The organism is Photobacterium carnosum (assembly GCF_021236965.1).
Lineage (GTDB): Bacteria > Pseudomonadota > Gammaproteobacteria > Enterobacterales > Vibrionaceae > Photobacterium > Photobacterium carnosum.
In genome coordinates this window covers 1-17,726 of sequence record NZ_WMDN01000040.1, presented here as the reverse complement: position 1 = coordinate 17,726, position 17,726 = coordinate 1, and the positions used below count along the sequence as shown (strand labels likewise).

Here is a 17,726-nt window from a genome sequence, read left to right as displayed (position 1 = left end):
ACGTGATCGCCGTTCATACAAAAACACTCCAAAAGTCAGCGTTTTAAACGGTTTTGTTAAGCTAAATGAAGCTAAAACTAACGTTAGTGTATTGTTATTAGTGTTACTCAATTCAAAAATTTTCATTTGAACGCTATTGGGTAGCCATTTATGAAAAAGTCAGCTTTTCTACTCGGCTGGCACCATAACAACTGCCCACTTTTAAATATCTTCGTAATGCGACCAATTCAATAATGCACAGATGCAAAAAAGGCCGCCTTAGCGACCTTTCTACAATTCATATCATCAAAGATGACTTACCACGCTAAACCACATGCGCTCGCTTTTGCTTTAGCTAAGCTGTAGTACTTACGCTTAACAAGGTAATTACCGTCGTTCTTAAGCCCTTCAACACGTAGCCACTTATTTTTACCAAAACGAGCTTTAACGGGTACACCAACGGCAAAGCGTTTACCTGATTGGTATTTAGCAACATAAAAACTATCTCGAACTTTAAAGATATAACCATTCTTGCCACAAATTCGAGCACTCTCAACACGACCTTTTTTAGTATCGCCCCAAGATCCCCAATTATTTGCTTGCGCAGGAATCGAAGCAAATGCCATTGCACCTAACAATAATCCTAAAATAGCTTTTTTCATCACAACACTCAAAAAAGTAAACTTATGAGTTTATTTTAATCATTATAAAAATAAAGAAAAGATAAATAATGTAACAAAATTAAAAATTGACAAACGTCAGCGAAATACATCGTTAACGGAATGTCTAAATATAAAAATATGACCAAAAAGTATGGTTTTATGGATTATTCGTTTTTTGAGGAAAATGCACTTTAGCTCTAAACGTAAAAAAGGCTTTGAGCAATCAGCTCAAAGCCTTCTTAAAGAAGATGTTTAATGGTTAAGGTAAACCTTAACACTAACTTTACTTAATCATGTTGCCGCTTTTGTACATAGGAGCGAATACAGGAGCGTAAAGTGCAATAATTTTATTAACGATACCAGTCATATCTTTTTCCTCAAAAAACTAAGCTTTTTTAATAGTACAACCATAGCCTAACCATTGATTCTATAAGGCTTGTGGTCGTGTTTTGATGTGGCCATTATAGATATTTAACTACGCTTTAAAAGCGATAAAAACAACCACTTCAGATTAGTTTTAGTAATGTATGTTGTAGTTTAATATTGTTATTATTTTTAATGTTTAGTAGGAATTATCCTCATAAAAAAAGACCGCTATTTACGTCCTTTTTAAAGCCTGATTCTGAGCTGAAAATTAATTCTATCCAAGTTTGCTTGTTGCACACCATCTATAATTAATTACTCGAATTGTATTGGCGAGATCTTTACGAAACACCGCATTGCGAGAAGACAGATCTGCGCCAAATAGTCATAAAATAATAATTTACGAATAAATGATGTTGCTATTTATCAGCGATCACTTCATTTCATAGAAATATTGTCTTAAATAGATACCGTCAAATATAATTGTTTTATTTTTCAGGAAAATATAAAAAACCAAATATATTCAATAAGATGAAACAAATTTAACTTTGGTTTTTTATATTAAAAACAAGAACAAGAATCAGCATAATTTTTAATTAACGAAAAATTTGACTAAATCCTTACAGATTACATTGTTGATTTTATAACTGGTCGGGGTATTATAGACGTCTAGACGGAGGTAGCTCCATACATATAAACGTATGGAATGCAGTGCAGTATCAGTATTACCGCTACCGTTCTACCAAATTTATGAATATAAGTGAGACCATCAATGGCTAAACATCTGTTTACTTCTGAGTCGGTATCAGAAGGTCATCCAGATAAAATTGCAGACCAAATTTCAGACGCAGTCTTGGATGCAATTTTAGAGCAAGATCCAAAAGCACGTGTTGCTTGTGAAACTTACGTAAAAACTGGCATGGTAATGGTCGGTGGCGAAGTAACAACATCAGCTTGGGTTGATATCGAAGAAATCACTCGTGAAACAGTGCGCGAAATCGGTTATGTTCACTCTGACATGGGCTTTGATGCTAATTCTTGTGCAGTATTAAATACCATTGGTAAGCAATCACCAGACATCAACCAAGGCGTTGATAAAGCAGACCCTAAAGAGCAGGGCGCTGGTGACCAAGGTATTATGTTTGGTTATGCAACCAACGAAACTAAAGAATTAATGCCTGCACCGATTACTTACGCTCACCGTCTTGTTCAACGTCAAGCACTCGTACGTAAAAATGGCAGCCTACCTTGGTTACGTCCTGATGCTAAATCTCAAGTAACGTTTGAATACGATCAAGGTAAAATTGTTGGTATTGATGCAGTTGTTCTTTCAACACAGCACAGTGATTCGATTTCTATAGAAAATCTTCGTGAAGCTGTAATGGAAGAAATCATCAAGCCAGTTTTACCAGAAGAATGGTTACGTAAAGATACTAAATTCTTTATCAACCCAACCGGTCGTTTTGTTATCGGTGGCCCAATGGGTGACTGTGGCTTAACTGGTCGTAAAATTATCGTTGATACCTACGGCGGCGCAGCACGTCACGGCGGCGGTGCATTCTCTGGTAAAGATCCATCAAAAGTTGACCGTTCAGCAGCATATGCAGCACGTTATGTAGCGAAAAATATCGTTGCAGCGGGTATGGCTGATCGTTGTGAAATTCAACTTTCATACGCTATCGGTGTTGCTGATCCAACGTCTATCATGATTGAGACGTTTGGTACTGAAAAAGTACATCAAGATATTATTATTGAAGCTGTTCGTCAGCACTTCGACCTACGCCCATACGGCCTACAAGAAATGCTAAACCTACTTCAGCCTATCTATAAAAAGACAGCTGCATACGGTCACTTTGGTCGTGAAGAATTCCCTTGGGAAAAAACCGACAAAGTAGACGAACTACGCGACTTCGCTAAACTTAAATAATAATAAAATTAGGTTTATCAATTACTAAGGGACGATTATTCGTCCTTTTTTTATGTTTAAAATAAAATAATCGTTAATATTTATCTGGCGGTGTATAGTCATCTGCATTAATTACCGACCAATATAGAGTTTAACTGAGGATATTTAAGGCTATGACCCCGCTACAAAAGCAAGTGCTTACTCACGTAGAGTATTGCATTCATCATGCTAACCAGCGTCTGAATAAACGCCTATCCATACCTACGGTTAATTTTAATCAACGCGGTAAAATAGCCGGTACAGCCCATCTACAAAAATGGGAACTACGCTTTAATCCTATATTGCTGGCAGAAAACCCGAATGCATTCCTTAATGAAGTGGTTGCCCATGAAGTTGCCCATTTAGTGGTATTTAAACACTTCGGTCGCGTTCGTCCTCATGGTCGTGAATGGCAAATAATCATGGCTGAAGTATTTAAAGTCATACCTAAAACCACCCACAACTTTAATGTTAGCTCAGTCGTTGGGGCTACATTTCTCTACCACTGCCCTTGTAGTGAATACCCACTAACCATTCGACGTCATAATAAGGTTCTACGAGGACAAGCCAGCTACCATTGCCGTAAATGTCGCCAACCGCTACAGCTCAAAGCATCGTAATTTGAATCGTATTTAAACGACCTCGATAATTTTTATTATTCGTTCATCGCCACACTGATTTTTGCCCTCTCTTCTGTCGTTAACCATGGTAATATCTTCTATTACCCAACAATTACTACAGATGACCGCATCATGAGAATTCCACGAATTTACCATCCACAACCTTTACCAAGCCAAGGTACGGTTATGCTTAGCGACGATGCGGCTAACCATGTTGGCCGCGTTATGCGGATGCAAGTTGGACATCAAGTATTACTGTTTGATGGCAGCAATGCTGAATTCCCCGCTGTTATTAGCAGCGCTAACAAAAAAAGTGTTGAAGTTGAAATTCAAGAACGTGTTGAACATAGTATTGAATCACCATTAGATATTCATTTAGGCCAAGTGATTTCACGTGGTGATAAAATGGAGTTCACCATTCAAAAATCGGTTGAGCTTGGAGTTAACACTATTACACCGCTTATTTCAGAGCGTTGTGGCGTTAAACTTAATGCTGAACGATTTGAAAAGAAACTTGAACAGTGGCAAAAAATTGCAATTGCCGCCTGCGAACAATGTGGTCGTAACGTTGTACCTACCATTCGCCCAGTAATGAAACTGGAGCAATGGTGCGCAGAAGAATATGATGGTTTAAAACTGAATTTGCACCCTCGTGCGCATTATTCTATTAACACCCTCCCTACCCCAGTAACCAAAGTTCGGTTATTGATCGGTCCTGAAGGTGGCTTGTCAGCTGAAGAGATCAGCATGACAGAACAATATAAATTTGATGAAATTCTATTAGGCCCACGTGTATTACGCACTGAGACTACCGCAATGACAGCCATTACCGCACTGCAAGTTCGCTTTGGTGATCTAGGCTAAGTAATCAGGAGAAAACAATGATCAAGCTAGGTATCGTGATGGACCCTATCCAGTCTATCAATATCAAAAAAGATTCGACCTTTGCCATGATGATGGAAGCACAACGTCGTGGTTGGGAATTACACTACATGGAAATGAGTGATCTTTCTTTAGAGCAAGGTGTCGCGATTGCACGTACACGCACTGTCACTGTAAAAAAAGATCCAAACGACTGGTTTGAATTCCATAATGAGCAAGAAATCCCACTTGCGGATCTTGATGCAGTATTAATGCGTAAAGATCCTCCGTTTGATACTGAATACATTTATGCCACTTACATTCTTGAGCGTGCAGAAGATAACGGTGCTTTAATCGTTAATAAACCGCAAAGCCTACGTGATTGTAATGAAAAATTGTTTACCGCATGGTTCCCAGAGCTAACGCCAACCACAATTGTGACGCGTCGTGCTGACAAACTAAAAGCGTTCCATAAAGAACACGGTGATGTGATTCTAAAACCACTTGATGGCATGGGTGGCTCATCTATCTTCCGTGTAATGAAAAATGATCCTAATGTATCAGTGATCATTGAAACATTAACCGCAATGGGCGAAAACTACTGTATGGCACAAACCTTCGTGCCTGATATCAGTAATGGTGATAAGCGTATTTTAGTGGTTGATGGCGAACCAATGCCATATTGCCTAGCGCGTATTCCTGCTAAAGGTGAAACCCGTGGCAACCTTGCTGCTGGCGGTCGTGGTGAAGCGCGTCCAATTAGCGACACTGATCGTAAAATTGCAGAAGCCGTGGCGCCAATTTTAAAAGAGAAAGGCTTAATATTTGTAGGTCTTGATGTCATTGGCGACAAGTTAACTGAAATTAACGTAACCAGCCCAACCTGTATTTGTGAAATTGAAGCTGCATTTGATATTTCGATCACAGGTAAATTAATGGACGCGATTGAACGCCGTATTAACGCTAACTAAAATCACCTAAGCGCTAAACATCAGCCATAATCAAACCAAGAACGCAGCGATTATATTTTATCGCTGCTTTTTATTATCAACACCATCATCGGTGCTGATGTGTATTTAATGGTGCTGTAAATGAATCTGACCAATCATTTCTTAGTGGCTATGCCCACGATGGAAGACCCAAATTTCAAGCATAGTGTCATTTATGTTTGTGAACATAACGATGAAGGTGCAATGGGCATCATCATTAATCAACCGATTGAGATCTCAATTGCTGACATGCTTGATCAAATTGATATTGAACGTACACAACCATTAATTGACCCTATAAGTATTGAAGCCCCAGTTCTCAATGGCGGACCCGTTGCCGAAGATCGCGGCTTTGTATTACACACGATTCAAGCTGATTATAGCTCCAGTATTGTTATTACTCCTCAACTTGCAGTCACCACTTCTTTAGATATTTTAGCCCAACTAGGTACAGACCTAGCACCACAACAATTTATTGTCGCTCTTGGTTATGCAGGTTGGGATGTAGGTCAACTTGAGCAAGAATTAGCGAATAATAATTGGCTTACTATTGAAGCTGATAGCAACATTATTTTTTCCACTCCGATAGATCAGCGCTGGCAACAAGCCATGGCAATATTGGGTATTAGCCCCGCGAATCTGTCATCAGATATAGGCCATGCATGAGTAAATCTCGCAGCGTATTAAGCTTTGATTACGGCACCAAAAGTATTGGTGTTGCTATCGGTCAAGAACTCACAGGCACTGCCAGCCCACTCTCTGCTTTAAAAGCTAAAGATGGCATTCCTAATTGGGATCAAATAGAAAAGATCCTTAAAGAATGGCAACCTGATTTAATCGTCGTTGGTCTACCGTTAGATCTCGCAGGCAAAGAACTTGAAACCATCGCGCCACGGGCAAAGAAATTTGCCAACCGGATTCATGGTCGATTTGGTTATGCGGTTGAATTACACGATGAACGTTTAAGTACTGTTGAAGCCAAAGCTGAGCTCTTTGAACGTGGCGGTTACCGTTCATTAAGTAAAGGTAATATTGATTCACAATCTGCGGTAGTGATTTTAGAAAGTTGGTTTGAACGTCAATACGGCGCTTAGTTAACAGCGATTATCATCTCAGACTAAGAACATAAAAAAAGACAAGCTTTCATCTGAAGCTTGTCTTTTTTTTACCTCGTACAGCTTTCGTGAATAAGATCATCACAAAGCTGACAGTCAATTTCTATAACATTGTTGTTCACTTCTCAAGCCGCGGTATCACTTACTTGATCAGCTTGTACAGCTTTTGGATCACTTAAACTCAAAAGCTTAATCACTGTATTTAACTTATTACATAAAAAATTTAATACATTAAAATCAATAATTTAAATAAAAGCATTTGAAACGTAATAATTATTATCAATTTACCCATGATGATCCTTTAGTAAAAGGATCATCATAGGCTTTAATTGTTTTCAAGCGTGACTCCCGATAAACTACTTAACGACTGAACACTGTGATCTCCCACTTTAATCATCAACCGTAAATCATTCGCTGAGTCAGCATGATAGAGCGCATCTTGCTCACTAATTTTTCCTTCACTAAATAATGCATACAATGATTGGTCAAAAGTTATCATTCCTGCATCCGTCGATTTTGCCATCACATCTTTAATTTCATACAGATCACCACGTCGAATTAAATCGGCAACTCGCGGTGTATTGAGTAATAATTCATAGACACCATGACGACCAACGCCATTAGCATCAGCAACTAACTGCTGCGCTAAAATACATTTAAGATTAAGAGATAAATCAAATAAAAATTGATCACGTCGTTCTTTAGGTACTAAATGTAAAATACGTTCTAATGCCTGATTAGCATTATTGGCATGCAAGGTTGCCATGCATAAATGGCCAGTCTCAGCAAAAGTCATCGCGTACTCCATGGTTTCACGGGTACGAATTTCACCGATCAAAATCATGTCAGGTGCTTGGCGTAATGAATTTTTTAATGCAACTTCATAGCTAGCAGTATCAAGTCCAACTTCACGTTGAGTGACGATACATTTATTATGTTTATGGACAAACTCAATCGGATCTTCAACTGTTAAAATATGACCACTTCGATGCTGATTACGATAGCCAGTCATCGCCGCCATCGAGGTTGATTTACCCGAACCTGTTGCCCCGACAATTAATACTAAACCTCGTTTTGATAACGCTAATCGCTCCATCTCAATCGGTAACTTCAAATCACTTATTTGAGGGATTTGGCTTTCAATACGACGGATCACCATCCCTGGTAATTCTCGTTGCCAAAAAGCACTGACACGAAATCGATGTTCATTACGAACTAAAGCAAAGTTAGCTTCTTTAGTACTGATAAATTCTTGTCTAAGGTTGGTGTCCATCGCTTGATCAAACAAACTATCGACATCATCACGGTTTAATACTTTTCCAATATCATGCAGATTGCCGTCAATTTTTAATAAACACGCTGAATCAACCGTAATGTATAAATCAGAGGCTTTTTTAATAACGACTTGCTCAAGAATGTCATCTAACGTCATACAACTATTCATTTATTTAAAATCCACGTTGATTACTATCAAGAATACGACGCCCTTCTTCGGCTTCTACCATTCCTTGTGCCACCAGCATTTTTACACTTTGTTCCATGGTCTGCATGCCAAGGGATGAGCCGGTTTGAATCATCGAATACATCTGAGCAATTTTGTCTTCACGGATTAAGTTTCGAATAGCAGGGGTTGCCATCATCACTTCATGACAAGCAACGCGCCCACCAGAGGTGCATTTCAATAAATTTTGGGCGACAACGGCACGTAATGATTCCGACAACATTGAGCGCACCATCGATTTATCACTCCCAGGGAAAACATCAATAATACGGTCAACGGTTTTAGCCGCGGAACTGGTATGCAAGGTGCCTAACACTAAGTGCCCCGTTTCAGCCGCGGTTAACGCTAAACTAATCGTTTCTTGATCGCGCAACTCGCCCACCACGATAACATCAGGATCTTCACGCAATGATGAGCGCAATGCATTTTGGAAACTCAAGGTGTCACGATGTACTTCACGTTGGTTAATCAAACAACTTTTACTGGTATGGACAAATTCAATCGGATCTTCAATGGTCAATATATGGCGTTGATAGTTACTATTGATGTAATCTACTAAGGCGGCAATAGTGGTTGATTTACCTGAACCCGTTGCCCCCGTCACTAGCACTAGACCACGATTGAGTTGAGCAATATCATAAAAAACCGCTGGCACATTCAGTGACGCTAAACTTGGAATGTGAATCGGGATCGTCCGTAGCACAGCAGAACAACCACGCGACTGATGAAAAGCGTTAACTCTGAAACGACCAATGTCGGGTAATTCAAAAGAAAAATCGACTTCTAATTTTTCTTCATATTCTCGACGCTGAGCATCGTTCATAATATCAAAAATCAATTGATGTACTTCAGTGTGACTTAAAGCAGGTAAACTGAGCTTTCTCACATCCCCATCAACTCTTATTATTGGTGGAACGCCCGCAGAAAGGTGCAGATCTGATGCGTTATGCTTTACACTAAAATCGAGTAATTCGGTAATATCCATAAATAACTTTCCTCAAGAATCAATTATGAACAGTATTAAGCAAAATATTATACAGGTCATCAATGAGATGGCACTCGCAACTGAAAAATGCGGCAGAGACATCGATTCAGTGCAACTGCTAGCAGTAAGTAAAACCAAACCCGTTGCTGCGATCGAGCAAGCAATTGACGCTGGTCTATTTGCCTTTGGTGAAAACTACGTTCAGGAAGGGGTTGATAAAGTTAATTATTTTGCGAATCATCCTGCCGAAAAACAATTAGTTTGGCACTTTATTGGTCCAATTCAATCAAATAAAACGCGCCCAATTGCCGAGCATTTTGATTGGGTTCATTCGATTGATCGCCTAAAAACAGCGACCCGTTTAAATGAACAACGACCAACAACAATGGCACCATTAAATGTGCTGTTACAAGTTAATACCAGCGGTGAAGCGAGTAAATCAGGCATTACCGCTGATGAGGTTGTAGAACTAGCCGCAGCCATTGCAACCATGCCTCAATTAACTTTACGCGGATTAATGTCGATTCCACAACCAGAAACCGATTATGATAGTCAATTCACCGCGTTTAAAAAACTGGCAGATTTATTAGATCAACTGAAACCACACCATCCACAGCTTGATACGCTATCTATGGGTATGAGTGGTGACATGGAAGCTGCTATTGCCGCAGGTAGTACCATGGTTCGTATTGGTACAGCCCTATTTGGTGCGCGTGATTATAGCAGCCAAGCCTAATAATAGTTTTTAAATCCTAACAATAGTTTTTCAATAACGGTCAACGACTCAGCTACCCATTTGCGCGTCGTACCAACAGCAAAGGATATTACATGGAACAGCGTTCTATCGCCTTTATCGGGGCTGGTAACATGGCTCGTTCAATCATCGCTGGGTTAATAGCCAGTGGTTATGACGCGAGTAAAATCACAGCTACAGCGCCTAGTGAAACACGTCTAGCTCCGTTAAGCCGTGATTTTGGCATTCATACCGACAGTGATAACCTACGTGCAGCGCAACAAGCGGATGTTATTGTACTGGCAGTAAAACCCCAATTGATGGCTGAAGTATGTTTACCATTGCAAGCGGTAGATTTCAGTAATAAATTAGTGATCTCTATTGCTGCGGGTATTAATAGTGCTCGACTGGCGACGATGCTTGATAGCCAACTGCATTTAGTGCGCGTAATGCCAAACACACCAGCATTAATTGGTAAGGGCATGAGCGGTTTATATGCAGATGCAACATTAGCGCCGCAAGATCATCAATTTGCAAGTCAATTACTTCAAGCTGTCGGTGAGATTTGCTGGGTTAAACAAGAAGCAGATATCAATGGTATTATTGCCGCAGCAGGCAGTGCACCCGCTTACTTCTTCTTATTTATGGAAGCGATCCAACAGCAAGCAATGGCACAAGGTTTTGATGAGCAAACTGCACGCTTGTTAGTTCAACAAACTGCATTAGGCGCAGCTGAAATGGTGCAAGCTAATCCAGAAACGGATCTTGCTACACTACGTCAGCAAGTGACGTCTAAAGGTGGCACTACAGCAGAAGCGATTAATACGTTCAATCAACATCATTTAACTGAAATCGTGGCTAAAGCAATGCAAGCTGCGGTTGCTCGTGCTCAAGAAATGGAACAATTGTTTTAAGGTTTAATTATGAATTCACTCGCTTTTTTAATTACCACAGTCTTCGATCTTTATATCATGATTGTGTTGCTACGTGTTTGGCTACAATGGTCACGTGCAGATTTTTATAATCCATTCTCACAATTTATTGTTAAAGCAACCCAACCGGTTGTGGCACCATTACGTCGTGTGATCCCATCAATTGGCTCTATCGATATGGCAACCATTTTGTTTGGTTACGTATTGTGTGTCGCTAAATTTATTCTGCTACAACTGGCCTTAACAGGGGGTGCTTTAGCCTTTAACCCACTGTTCTTATTATTTGGTCTATTAGCACTGATTAAAGCTGCTGGCGGATTATTATTCTGGGTATTATTAATTCGTGCCATTTTAAGTTGGGTCAGCCAAGGCCGCAGCCCAATGGAATATGTGATGAATCAACTTACTGAACCACTAATGGCACCGATTCGTCGTGTTCTGCCTGCTATGGGCGGTCTTGATTTAAGTATTCTAGTGATCTTCTTAGGATTGCAGTTTGCTAACTATCTAATGGGTGATTTAATTGGACCAATCTGGTTCCAGTTATGAGTGATCACGCTGTATTTCGTCAAGGTGATGATGTCGTTATTCGACTTTACATTCAGCCTAAAGCCAGCCGCGATCAAATCGTTGGTCTGCATGGTGGTGAAGTGAAAATTGCCATTACAGCGCCTCCAGTAGATGGTAAAGCGAATGCGCATTTAGCTAAATATTTGGCTAAACAATTTAAAGTCGCAAAAGGATTAGTGCACGTGGAAAAAGGCTTTCAAGGTCGCCACAAGCAAATTCGTATCGAAGATCCGAAACAGATCCCTGAAACGATAGCGAATTTAATGCAATAGTTTTGCTGCCAGCTGTTACCTTTAAAAAAGCGAATATCACATTGGTATTCGCTTTTTTTATGTCGACACATTGGTATATAAACAACACCAAGATATAAACAGCAAAGGTATAAACAGCAAAGGTATATAAACCGTAAATAATCATCTCGTACAATGCACGACTTTGTTATTACCCACACAACGGCTATCATAGTCGTCATTAACAAATTAACATTTTCAAAAGGCATCAATATGAGCAAACTGGTATTGGCAACAGGTAATCAAGGCAAAGTAAAAGAAATGGCTTCCCTACTGGCTGATTTTGGTTTTGATGTTGTCGCTCAAAGTGATTTTAATGTTTCAGAAGTAGCAGAAACAGGCACCACTTTTATTGAGAATGCAATCATCAAAGCACGTCATGCTGCGAAAGAAACAGGTTGTGCCGCGATTGCTGATGATTCAGGGCTTGAGGTTGATTTCCTTCAAGGCGCACCGGGTATTTATTCGGCTCGCTTTGCAGGTGAAGGCGCAACAGATGCCGAAAATATTGATAAATTACTTGCAGCAATGGACGGTGTACCTGAAGCACAACGCAGCGCACGTTTCCATTGTGTATTAGTGATGATGCGCCACGAAAATGATCCTACACCGCTAGTGTGTCATGGTTCATGGGAAGGCAGTATTTTAACACAACGTCATGGCGATAATGGTTTTGGTTACGATCCAATTTTCTGGGTACCTGAAGATCAATGTGCTTCTGCGCAATTAGATCCAAGTCGTAAAAAACAACTATCACACCGTGGTAAAGCGCTTCAACAACTTTTCAGTGCACTAAAGGCTAACTAATGCTTGTTCCTCCACCACTCAGCTTATATGTTCACATTCCTTGGTGTGTCCAAAAGTGCCCCTATTGCGACTTTAATTCGCATGCGCTAAAAACTGAATTGCCAGAACTGGATTACATTGATGCGTTAATTGACGATCTCGAAACAGATCTGATGGCGTACCAATTAGTTAATGGTCAGCGACCACTGCATTCAATTTTTATTGGTGGTGGTACACCAAGTTTAATTTCTCCCACTGAAATTGGCCGTTTACTGGCAGCCATTGAAACGCGCATTCCCTTTAGTGACAATATTGAAATCACCATGGAAGCCAATCCGGGTACTGTTGAAGCGGGTCGTTTTGAAGGTTATCGCCAAGCTGGGGTAAACCGAATTTCAATTGGCATTCAAAGTTTCCAAGACGATAAATTACAGCGTTTAGGCCGCATTCATGGCAGCCAAGAAGCAATTAAAGCGATTGAACTGGCAAAATTTGCCGGATTAAACAGCTTTAACACCGATCTGATGCATGGTTTACCCGATCAATCTATTGCTGATGCGATCAGCGATCTCAAGCAAGCGATCGCACTTGATCCACCGCATTTATCTTGGTATCAACTTACGATTGAACCAAATACGCTGTATTACTCAAAACCACCAACATTGCCTGATGACGATGATTTATGGGATATTTTTGAGCAAGGTCATGCGCTGTTAACGGAAGCCGGTTATCAACAATATGAAATTTCTGGCTACAGTAAAGTCGGTAAACAATGCCAACATAATTTAAATTATTGGCGCTTTGGCGATTACTTAGGCATTGGCTGTGGTGCGCATGGCAAGGTTAGTTTTGCTGATGGACGTATTGTTCGCACTGTAAAAGTAAAGCATCCACGTGGATATTTACAAGCAGATAAGCCTTATTTAAGCGAACAAATATCAGTAGTTGATAGTGAACGTCCCTTTGAGTTTTTCATGAACAGATTTCGATTATTAGAAGCCTGTCCAAAGCAAGACTTCATTGATCGTACTGGCTTACCGTTAACCACTATTGAAGCTAATATTAATTGGGCGATTGAACAACATTATTTACAAGATAGCGGTGATCAATGGCAGATCACCGAGCATGGTAAATTGTTCTTAAATGATTTATTAGCTGTTTTTGTTGAAGATGATGAGTAGTTAACTCACCGAATTATTGTTCAACATAACCTCAAAAAATAATCATAAAAAAAGCGATATCACCCAGTGAATCGCTTTTTTTAGTCATCAGTAATCAAAGCTAACCCCAAAAATAAAAATCTTATTCTAAACTGACACTCCGCCAATTTTTCAATGCTGGGATCTGTTGTCGAATTTGATTTTCTTTCTCAACACGTACCGCTGCAAAATCACATAATGTTGTATCAATATGTTGACCATGCGATAAAACATACGGCAAATCTGTGGTAATTGTTTGATAATATTGTGCCAATAATTCAGTTTGTTGTGGGCCTAAATTTACTTTATGAATATCAAAATAAAGCTGACCATTATCTTTAATCGTAAAGGTCTGTGTGTCTTGCTCTAAAATTAATTTTTCATCCGTAAAACTGACATTATTTTTCCACAACGGCTGACACTCGACAGCCATAACCGATGAACTGATACCCAATCCAATGAATAACCAACAGCCATTTTTTATGTAAGATTTAATATTCATAGACAATACTCGCTTCCCTGAAAAAGTGGGTAACGACATATCCTCTCGATATATACCCACTAAAAAATAGAACGTCCAATCCGTGCTGATAACTTCTCTAATGCCGCAGTACCTACTAAAGAATTACCAGATTGATCTAACTCTGGCGACCATACGGCAATGGTCATTTCTCCCGGTACAATTGCGACAATACCGCCACCAACACCTGATTTCCCCGGCATACCAACGCGGTAAGCAAACTCTCCCGCGCCATCATATAATCCACATGTCGCAAGCAATGCATTTATATGCTTACTTTGAGTTTGGCTAATAATTGGCGTTTTTGCACCTAAAGGCTGACCTTTATTTGCTAAATAAGAAAATGTTCGCGCTAAATCAACACAACTCATTTTTAATGCACAGTAGCTAAAGTAGTTATTTAACACTGGCATAACTTCATTATTAAAGTTACCAAATGACCGCATTAAATAGGCAATCGAAGCATTACGATCGCTGTGTTGCATCTCGGAGTTAGCCACAATTTTGTCGTAAACAATCTGTGGGTTACAGGATAATTCACGCACTAATTCAAGCATACGATATTGCGGCGCACACAAGCGGCTATACAGCATGTCAGAAATAACAATCGCACCGGGATTAATAAACGGATTACGCGGAATACCATTTTCTAATTCCAACTGAATCATTGAATTAAATGCCTGACCTGATGGCTCTTTACCAACTCGCGCCCATAATTCATCAGCGTCATATAGTGCCATTGCCAAGGTTAGCGATAATACTTTGGAGATAGATTGAATAGAAAAGCTTTCTTGGCTATCGCCCGCTTGAATAATTTCACCATCGTTATAACACACAGCGATGCCTAATTTACTCGCAGGAACGTCAGCTAAAGCAGGAATATAGTTAGCGACTTTCCCTTGACCAATCAATGGCCTAACTTCATCTAAAATGCCATTGAGTAAGGTCTCTGTCGGCTTCATTTACTTCATCTCCAATAACAAAAAAGCCAACAAAAGTTGGCTTTCTAAATAAATAACGCAATTACTGCTGCCACCCTAATCGATAGTCACAGCAATGTCTGCAATTATTCAATACGCATATATTTCATGTCCCATACGCCATGACCTAGACGATGACCACGAGCTTCAAACTTCGTTAAAGGACGATCTTCTGGGCGTTCAATGTAAGCACCATCAGTAGCTGTATTTTTGTAACCAGGGGCTGCATCCATCACTTCGACCATGTGCTCAGCGTAGTTTTCCCAGTCAGTTGCCATATGGAAAATACCACCAATTTTAAGCTTTTTACGTAGCATCTCAGCAAATTCAGGCTGAACAATACGACGCTTATGGTGACGTGCTTTGTGCCATGGGTCAGGGAAGAACAACTGCACCATATCTAGGCTACCATCGGGGATCATGTGTTCAAACACTTCAACACCGTCATGACACATTACGCGTAGGTTAGTTAAATTAGCCGCATCTGCGCCCATTAAACAGTGACCAACACCAGGGCTATGTACTTCAATACCCACATAGTCTTTCTCTGGCGCAGTTTGTGCCATTTCAACTAATGATGCACCCATGCCAAAGCCAATTTCTAATACAACTGGCGCTTCACGGTTAAAGACTTGTGTCCAGTCCAGCATTTCAGTGGCGAAATCAATACCCATGGCTGGCCAGTTTTTTTCCATCGCATGTTCTTGACCCTTGGTTAAACGGCCCTCACGACGAACAAAACTACGGATCTTACGAACCATTTTGCCTTCATCGGTAAATTCAGTCAGAGTTACGTCACCTGACTTTTTTGAAACTTCGCTCATGCTAACTATCCAAACAAAAAAAGAAACGGAACGGCATTATCCAAATTTATAGACTCAATTCAAGTCTATCAAGTGTGACAATCGCCAGTTTATGATGCAATCTTAGTCAATAACGTCATTATAGACGCCATTACATCGATGACTTGCAGTATAAGGGATCGTCTCCACGGACTCCAACTTTCCGCAAACTCATTCAATAATAAAGCGCAACCTGACATTTTTTAAGTCTATAAGTAAAGTGAGCCCAACGTGAGTACAGCATTTTCCGACGCTATTTTAGCGTGGTATGACAAATTCGGCCGTAAAACCCTACCATGGCAACATCAAAAGACGCCTTATAAAGTCTGGTTATCTGAAATCATGTTGCAGCAAACCCAAGTTGCTACCGTGATCCCTTATTTTGAACGCTTTATGGCTCGCTTCCCTACCGTCGCCGATCTTGCGGCAGCCGAGCAAGATGAAGTACTCCATTTATGGACCGGCTTAGGTTATTACGCCCGTGCGCGCAATCTTCACAAAGCAGCACAATTAATTGTTACTGAGCATAATGGCGAGTTTCCAACAACGATTGAAGACGTTGAAGCCCTACCCGGTATCGGACGCTCAACGGCTGGCGCAGTATTATCGCTATCATTAAACCAACACCACCCTATTTTAGATGGCAATGTTAAGCGTACTCTTGCTCGTTGCTATGCGATTGAAGGCTGGCCGGGGAAAAAACCCGTTGAAAATGCATTATGGGAAATCGCGACTGAAAACACACCAGCCATTGGCGTGGAACGTTACAACCAAGCGATGATGGATATGGGGGCAATGATTTGTACTCGCAGCAAACCTAAATGCGATTTATGCCCCATCGAAGCCCAATGTATTGCTAAAGCCCAACAGCGACAAACTGAATTTCCAGGCAAAAAACCTAAAAAAGTGATGCCAGAAAAACAAACTTGGTTCGCAATTTTACGTTATGGCGACAAAGTGTGGCTGGAACAACGACCGCAAGTGGGTATTTGGGGCGGCTTATGGTGTTTTCCACAACATGATAGTGACGATCTCGATGATCTGTTATTGCAGCAATTAGGTCAGCCGCAAACACTGATCGCCAGCCAACAACAGCTAATCGCATTCAGACACACCTTTAGTCATTATCACCTCGATATTGTACCCGTCTTATTTACCTTAAACACACTCCCCGATGTGATTCATGAGCGCCAAGGGCAATGGTATGATCTGCATGATCCCGCTAAAATTGGTCTAGCCGCACCAGTACAAAAGATCCTTGAAGGATTGTTATACCCGCAGTAATTACACGATTGTTATTCCCGCCTCGACCCTAGCCGCTACTGGCCGAGTCTGGTATAACTATTGCTATAAATACAGCAATTATAAATACAGCTCTTCTCGCTGTGATTTCAAAATAAACGCATAAGGAATATTCCATGAGCCGTACTGTTTTTTGTGTCCATCTACAGCAAGAAGCTGAAGGTCTAGATTTTCAATTGTACCCAGGTGAACTTGGTCAACGCATTTTTGATACCGTATCAAAGCAAGCATGGGCACAGTGGCAAGCAAAGCAAACTATGCTGATCAATGAAAAAAAACTTAATATGATGAATGTAGAACATCGCCAACTACTTGAGACAGAAATGGTCAATTTTTTGTTTGAAGGAAAAGATGTTGTGATTGATGGTTACACACCACCAGCAAAATAATATTGAGATCAAAGAGATATTCCGCCGTAACTCAAACGGCGGAACACATTAAAAAAGTAAAAAATCACGCCATAACGAACAAAAAGCCGACACTCAAACATAATAATCATTTATTATTAAAAAAAGGGTTGACGAAAAGGCTCAAAACCCTTTTAATAGCGCC

Annotated in this window: 20 protein-coding genes; 14 read left to right on the top strand and 6 right to left on the bottom strand. The window is 40.3% G+C overall.

Annotated elements, in window-relative coordinates; translation table 11 throughout:
* Positions 1 to 296: 296 nt before the first annotated feature.
* Positions 297 to 641 (bottom strand): hypothetical protein, encoded by a 345-nt coding sequence (locus GLP24_RS19225; protein WP_045037807.1) that lies wholly within the window; start codon positions 639 to 641, stop codon positions 297 to 299.
* Positions 642 to 1,776: 1,135 nt separating this feature from the next.
* Here GLP24_RS19225 and metK point away from each other — a divergent pair.
* The 6 genes from metK to ruvX all read left to right on the top strand — a co-directional run bounded on the left by metK (position 1,777) and on the right by ruvX (position 6,513).
* Complete coding sequence (metK, locus tag GLP24_RS19220; protein WP_101770406.1) at positions 1,777 to 2,931, top strand: methionine adenosyltransferase; 1,155 nt, start codon at positions 1,777 to 1,779, stop codon at positions 2,929 to 2,931.
* A gap of 152 nt (positions 2,932 to 3,083) precedes the next feature.
* Entirely contained in the window at positions 3,084 to 3,569 is a 486-nt protein-coding gene (locus GLP24_RS19215; RefSeq protein ID WP_232577707.1) for a SprT family zinc-dependent metalloprotease, read from the top strand.
* Between the two features lie 132 nt (positions 3,570 to 3,701).
* Positions 3,702 to 4,433: a 16S rRNA (uracil(1498)-N(3))-methyltransferase gene (gene rsmE, locus GLP24_RS19210; protein ID WP_152654135.1), complete on the top strand. Its 732-nt coding sequence runs from the start codon at positions 3,702 to 3,704 to the stop codon at positions 4,431 to 4,433.
* A gap of 17 nt (positions 4,434 to 4,450) precedes the next feature.
* A complete protein-coding gene (gene gshB, locus GLP24_RS19205) occupies positions 4,451 to 5,401 on the top strand; it encodes a glutathione synthase (protein ID WP_101770403.1) in 951 nt (316 codons plus the stop codon).
* 120 nt (positions 5,402 to 5,521) lie between these two features.
* Positions 5,522 to 6,085, top strand: coding sequence for a YqgE/AlgH family protein (locus GLP24_RS19200; RefSeq protein WP_101770402.1), 564 nt, complete (start codon positions 5,522 to 5,524; stop codon positions 6,083 to 6,085).
* Positions 6,082 to 6,513 carry a Holliday junction resolvase RuvX gene (gene ruvX, locus GLP24_RS19195; RefSeq protein ID WP_101770401.1) on the top strand — a complete coding sequence of 144 codons (432 nt, stop codon included), beginning with the start codon at positions 6,082 to 6,084 and terminating at the stop codon, positions 6,511 to 6,513. The genes GLP24_RS19200 and ruvX overlap by 4 nt, the downstream gene beginning before the upstream one ends.
* A gap of 346 nt (positions 6,514 to 6,859) precedes the next feature.
* Here the strand turns inward: ruvX and GLP24_RS19190 are convergent, their stop codons facing one another.
* Positions 6,860 to 7,966 carry a PilT/PilU family type 4a pilus ATPase gene (locus GLP24_RS19190; protein ID WP_152654147.1) on the bottom strand — a complete coding sequence of 369 codons (1,107 nt, stop codon included), beginning with the start codon at positions 7,964 to 7,966 and terminating at the stop codon, positions 6,860 to 6,862.
* Between the two features lie 16 nt (positions 7,967 to 7,982).
* Positions 7,983 to 9,020 (bottom strand): type IV pilus twitching motility protein PilT, encoded by a 1,038-nt coding sequence (locus GLP24_RS19185; protein ID WP_101770399.1) that lies wholly within the window; start codon positions 9,018 to 9,020, stop codon positions 7,983 to 7,985.
* Between the two features lie 25 nt (positions 9,021 to 9,045).
* Here GLP24_RS19185 and GLP24_RS19180 point away from each other — a divergent pair, with 25 nt between their 5' ends.
* From GLP24_RS19180 to hemW, 6 genes are all read left to right on the top strand, one after another.
* Positions 9,046 to 9,756, top strand: coding sequence for a YggS family pyridoxal phosphate-dependent enzyme (locus tag GLP24_RS19180; protein ID WP_232616413.1), 711 nt, complete (start codon positions 9,046 to 9,048; stop codon positions 9,754 to 9,756).
* Between the two features lie 92 nt (positions 9,757 to 9,848).
* On the top strand, positions 9,849 to 10,667 hold the full coding sequence (proC, locus tag GLP24_RS19175) for a pyrroline-5-carboxylate reductase (protein WP_101770397.1): 819 nt from the start codon (positions 9,849 to 9,851) through the stop codon (positions 10,665 to 10,667).
* A 9-nt stretch (positions 10,668 to 10,676) separates the two neighbouring features.
* A complete protein-coding gene (locus GLP24_RS19170; protein ID WP_152654136.1) occupies positions 10,677 to 11,234 on the top strand; it encodes a YggT family protein in 558 nt (185 codons plus the stop codon).
* Positions 11,231 to 11,527 carry a DUF167 family protein YggU gene (gene yggU, locus GLP24_RS19165; protein WP_101770395.1) on the top strand — a complete coding sequence of 99 codons (297 nt, stop codon included), beginning with the start codon at positions 11,231 to 11,233 and terminating at the stop codon, positions 11,525 to 11,527. Before GLP24_RS19170 ends, yggU begins: the two co-directional genes overlap by 4 nt.
* A 231-nt stretch (positions 11,528 to 11,758) precedes the next feature.
* A complete protein-coding gene (locus GLP24_RS19160; RefSeq protein ID WP_045040878.1) occupies positions 11,759 to 12,352 on the top strand; it encodes an XTP/dITP diphosphatase in 594 nt (197 codons plus the stop codon).
* Positions 12,352 to 13,512 (top strand): radical SAM family heme chaperone HemW, encoded by a 1,161-nt coding sequence (gene hemW, locus GLP24_RS19155; protein WP_232616412.1) that lies wholly within the window; start codon positions 12,352 to 12,354, stop codon positions 13,510 to 13,512. Before GLP24_RS19160 ends, hemW begins: the two co-directional genes overlap by 1 nt.
* A gap of 121 nt (positions 13,513 to 13,633) precedes the next feature.
* Here hemW and GLP24_RS19150 read toward each other — a convergent pair whose 3' ends face one another.
* The 3 genes from GLP24_RS19150 to trmB form a co-directional block, all read right to left on the bottom strand.
* On the bottom strand, positions 13,634 to 14,032 hold the full coding sequence (locus GLP24_RS19150; RefSeq protein ID WP_101770393.1) for a YggN family protein: 399 nt from the start codon (positions 14,030 to 14,032) through the stop codon (positions 13,634 to 13,636).
* Positions 14,033 to 14,091: 59 nt separating this feature from the next.
* A complete protein-coding gene (gene glsB, locus GLP24_RS19145) occupies positions 14,092 to 15,012 on the bottom strand; it encodes a glutaminase B (RefSeq protein WP_101770392.1) in 921 nt (306 codons plus the stop codon).
* A gap of 104 nt (positions 15,013 to 15,116) precedes the next feature.
* Positions 15,117 to 15,854, bottom strand: a complete 738-nt coding sequence (gene trmB, locus GLP24_RS19140; RefSeq protein ID WP_101770391.1) for a tRNA (guanosine(46)-N7)-methyltransferase TrmB — start codon at positions 15,852 to 15,854, stop codon at positions 15,117 to 15,119.
* A gap of 249 nt (positions 15,855 to 16,103) precedes the next feature.
* Between trmB and mutY the strand changes: the two genes are divergently transcribed.
* Together mutY and GLP24_RS19130 are read left to right on the top strand one after the other, a co-directional pair.
* The gene (gene mutY / locus GLP24_RS19135; RefSeq protein WP_152654138.1) at positions 16,104 to 17,156 is read left to right on the top strand and encodes an A/G-specific adenine glycosylase; all 1,053 of its coding nucleotides are present in this window, start codon (positions 16,104 to 16,106) and stop codon (positions 17,154 to 17,156) included.
* 134 nt (positions 17,157 to 17,290) lie between these two features.
* The gene (locus tag GLP24_RS19130; protein ID WP_101770389.1) at positions 17,291 to 17,563 is read left to right on the top strand and encodes an oxidative damage protection protein; all 273 of its coding nucleotides are present in this window, start codon (positions 17,291 to 17,293) and stop codon (positions 17,561 to 17,563) included.
* Positions 17,564 to 17,726 lie beyond the last annotated feature (163 nt).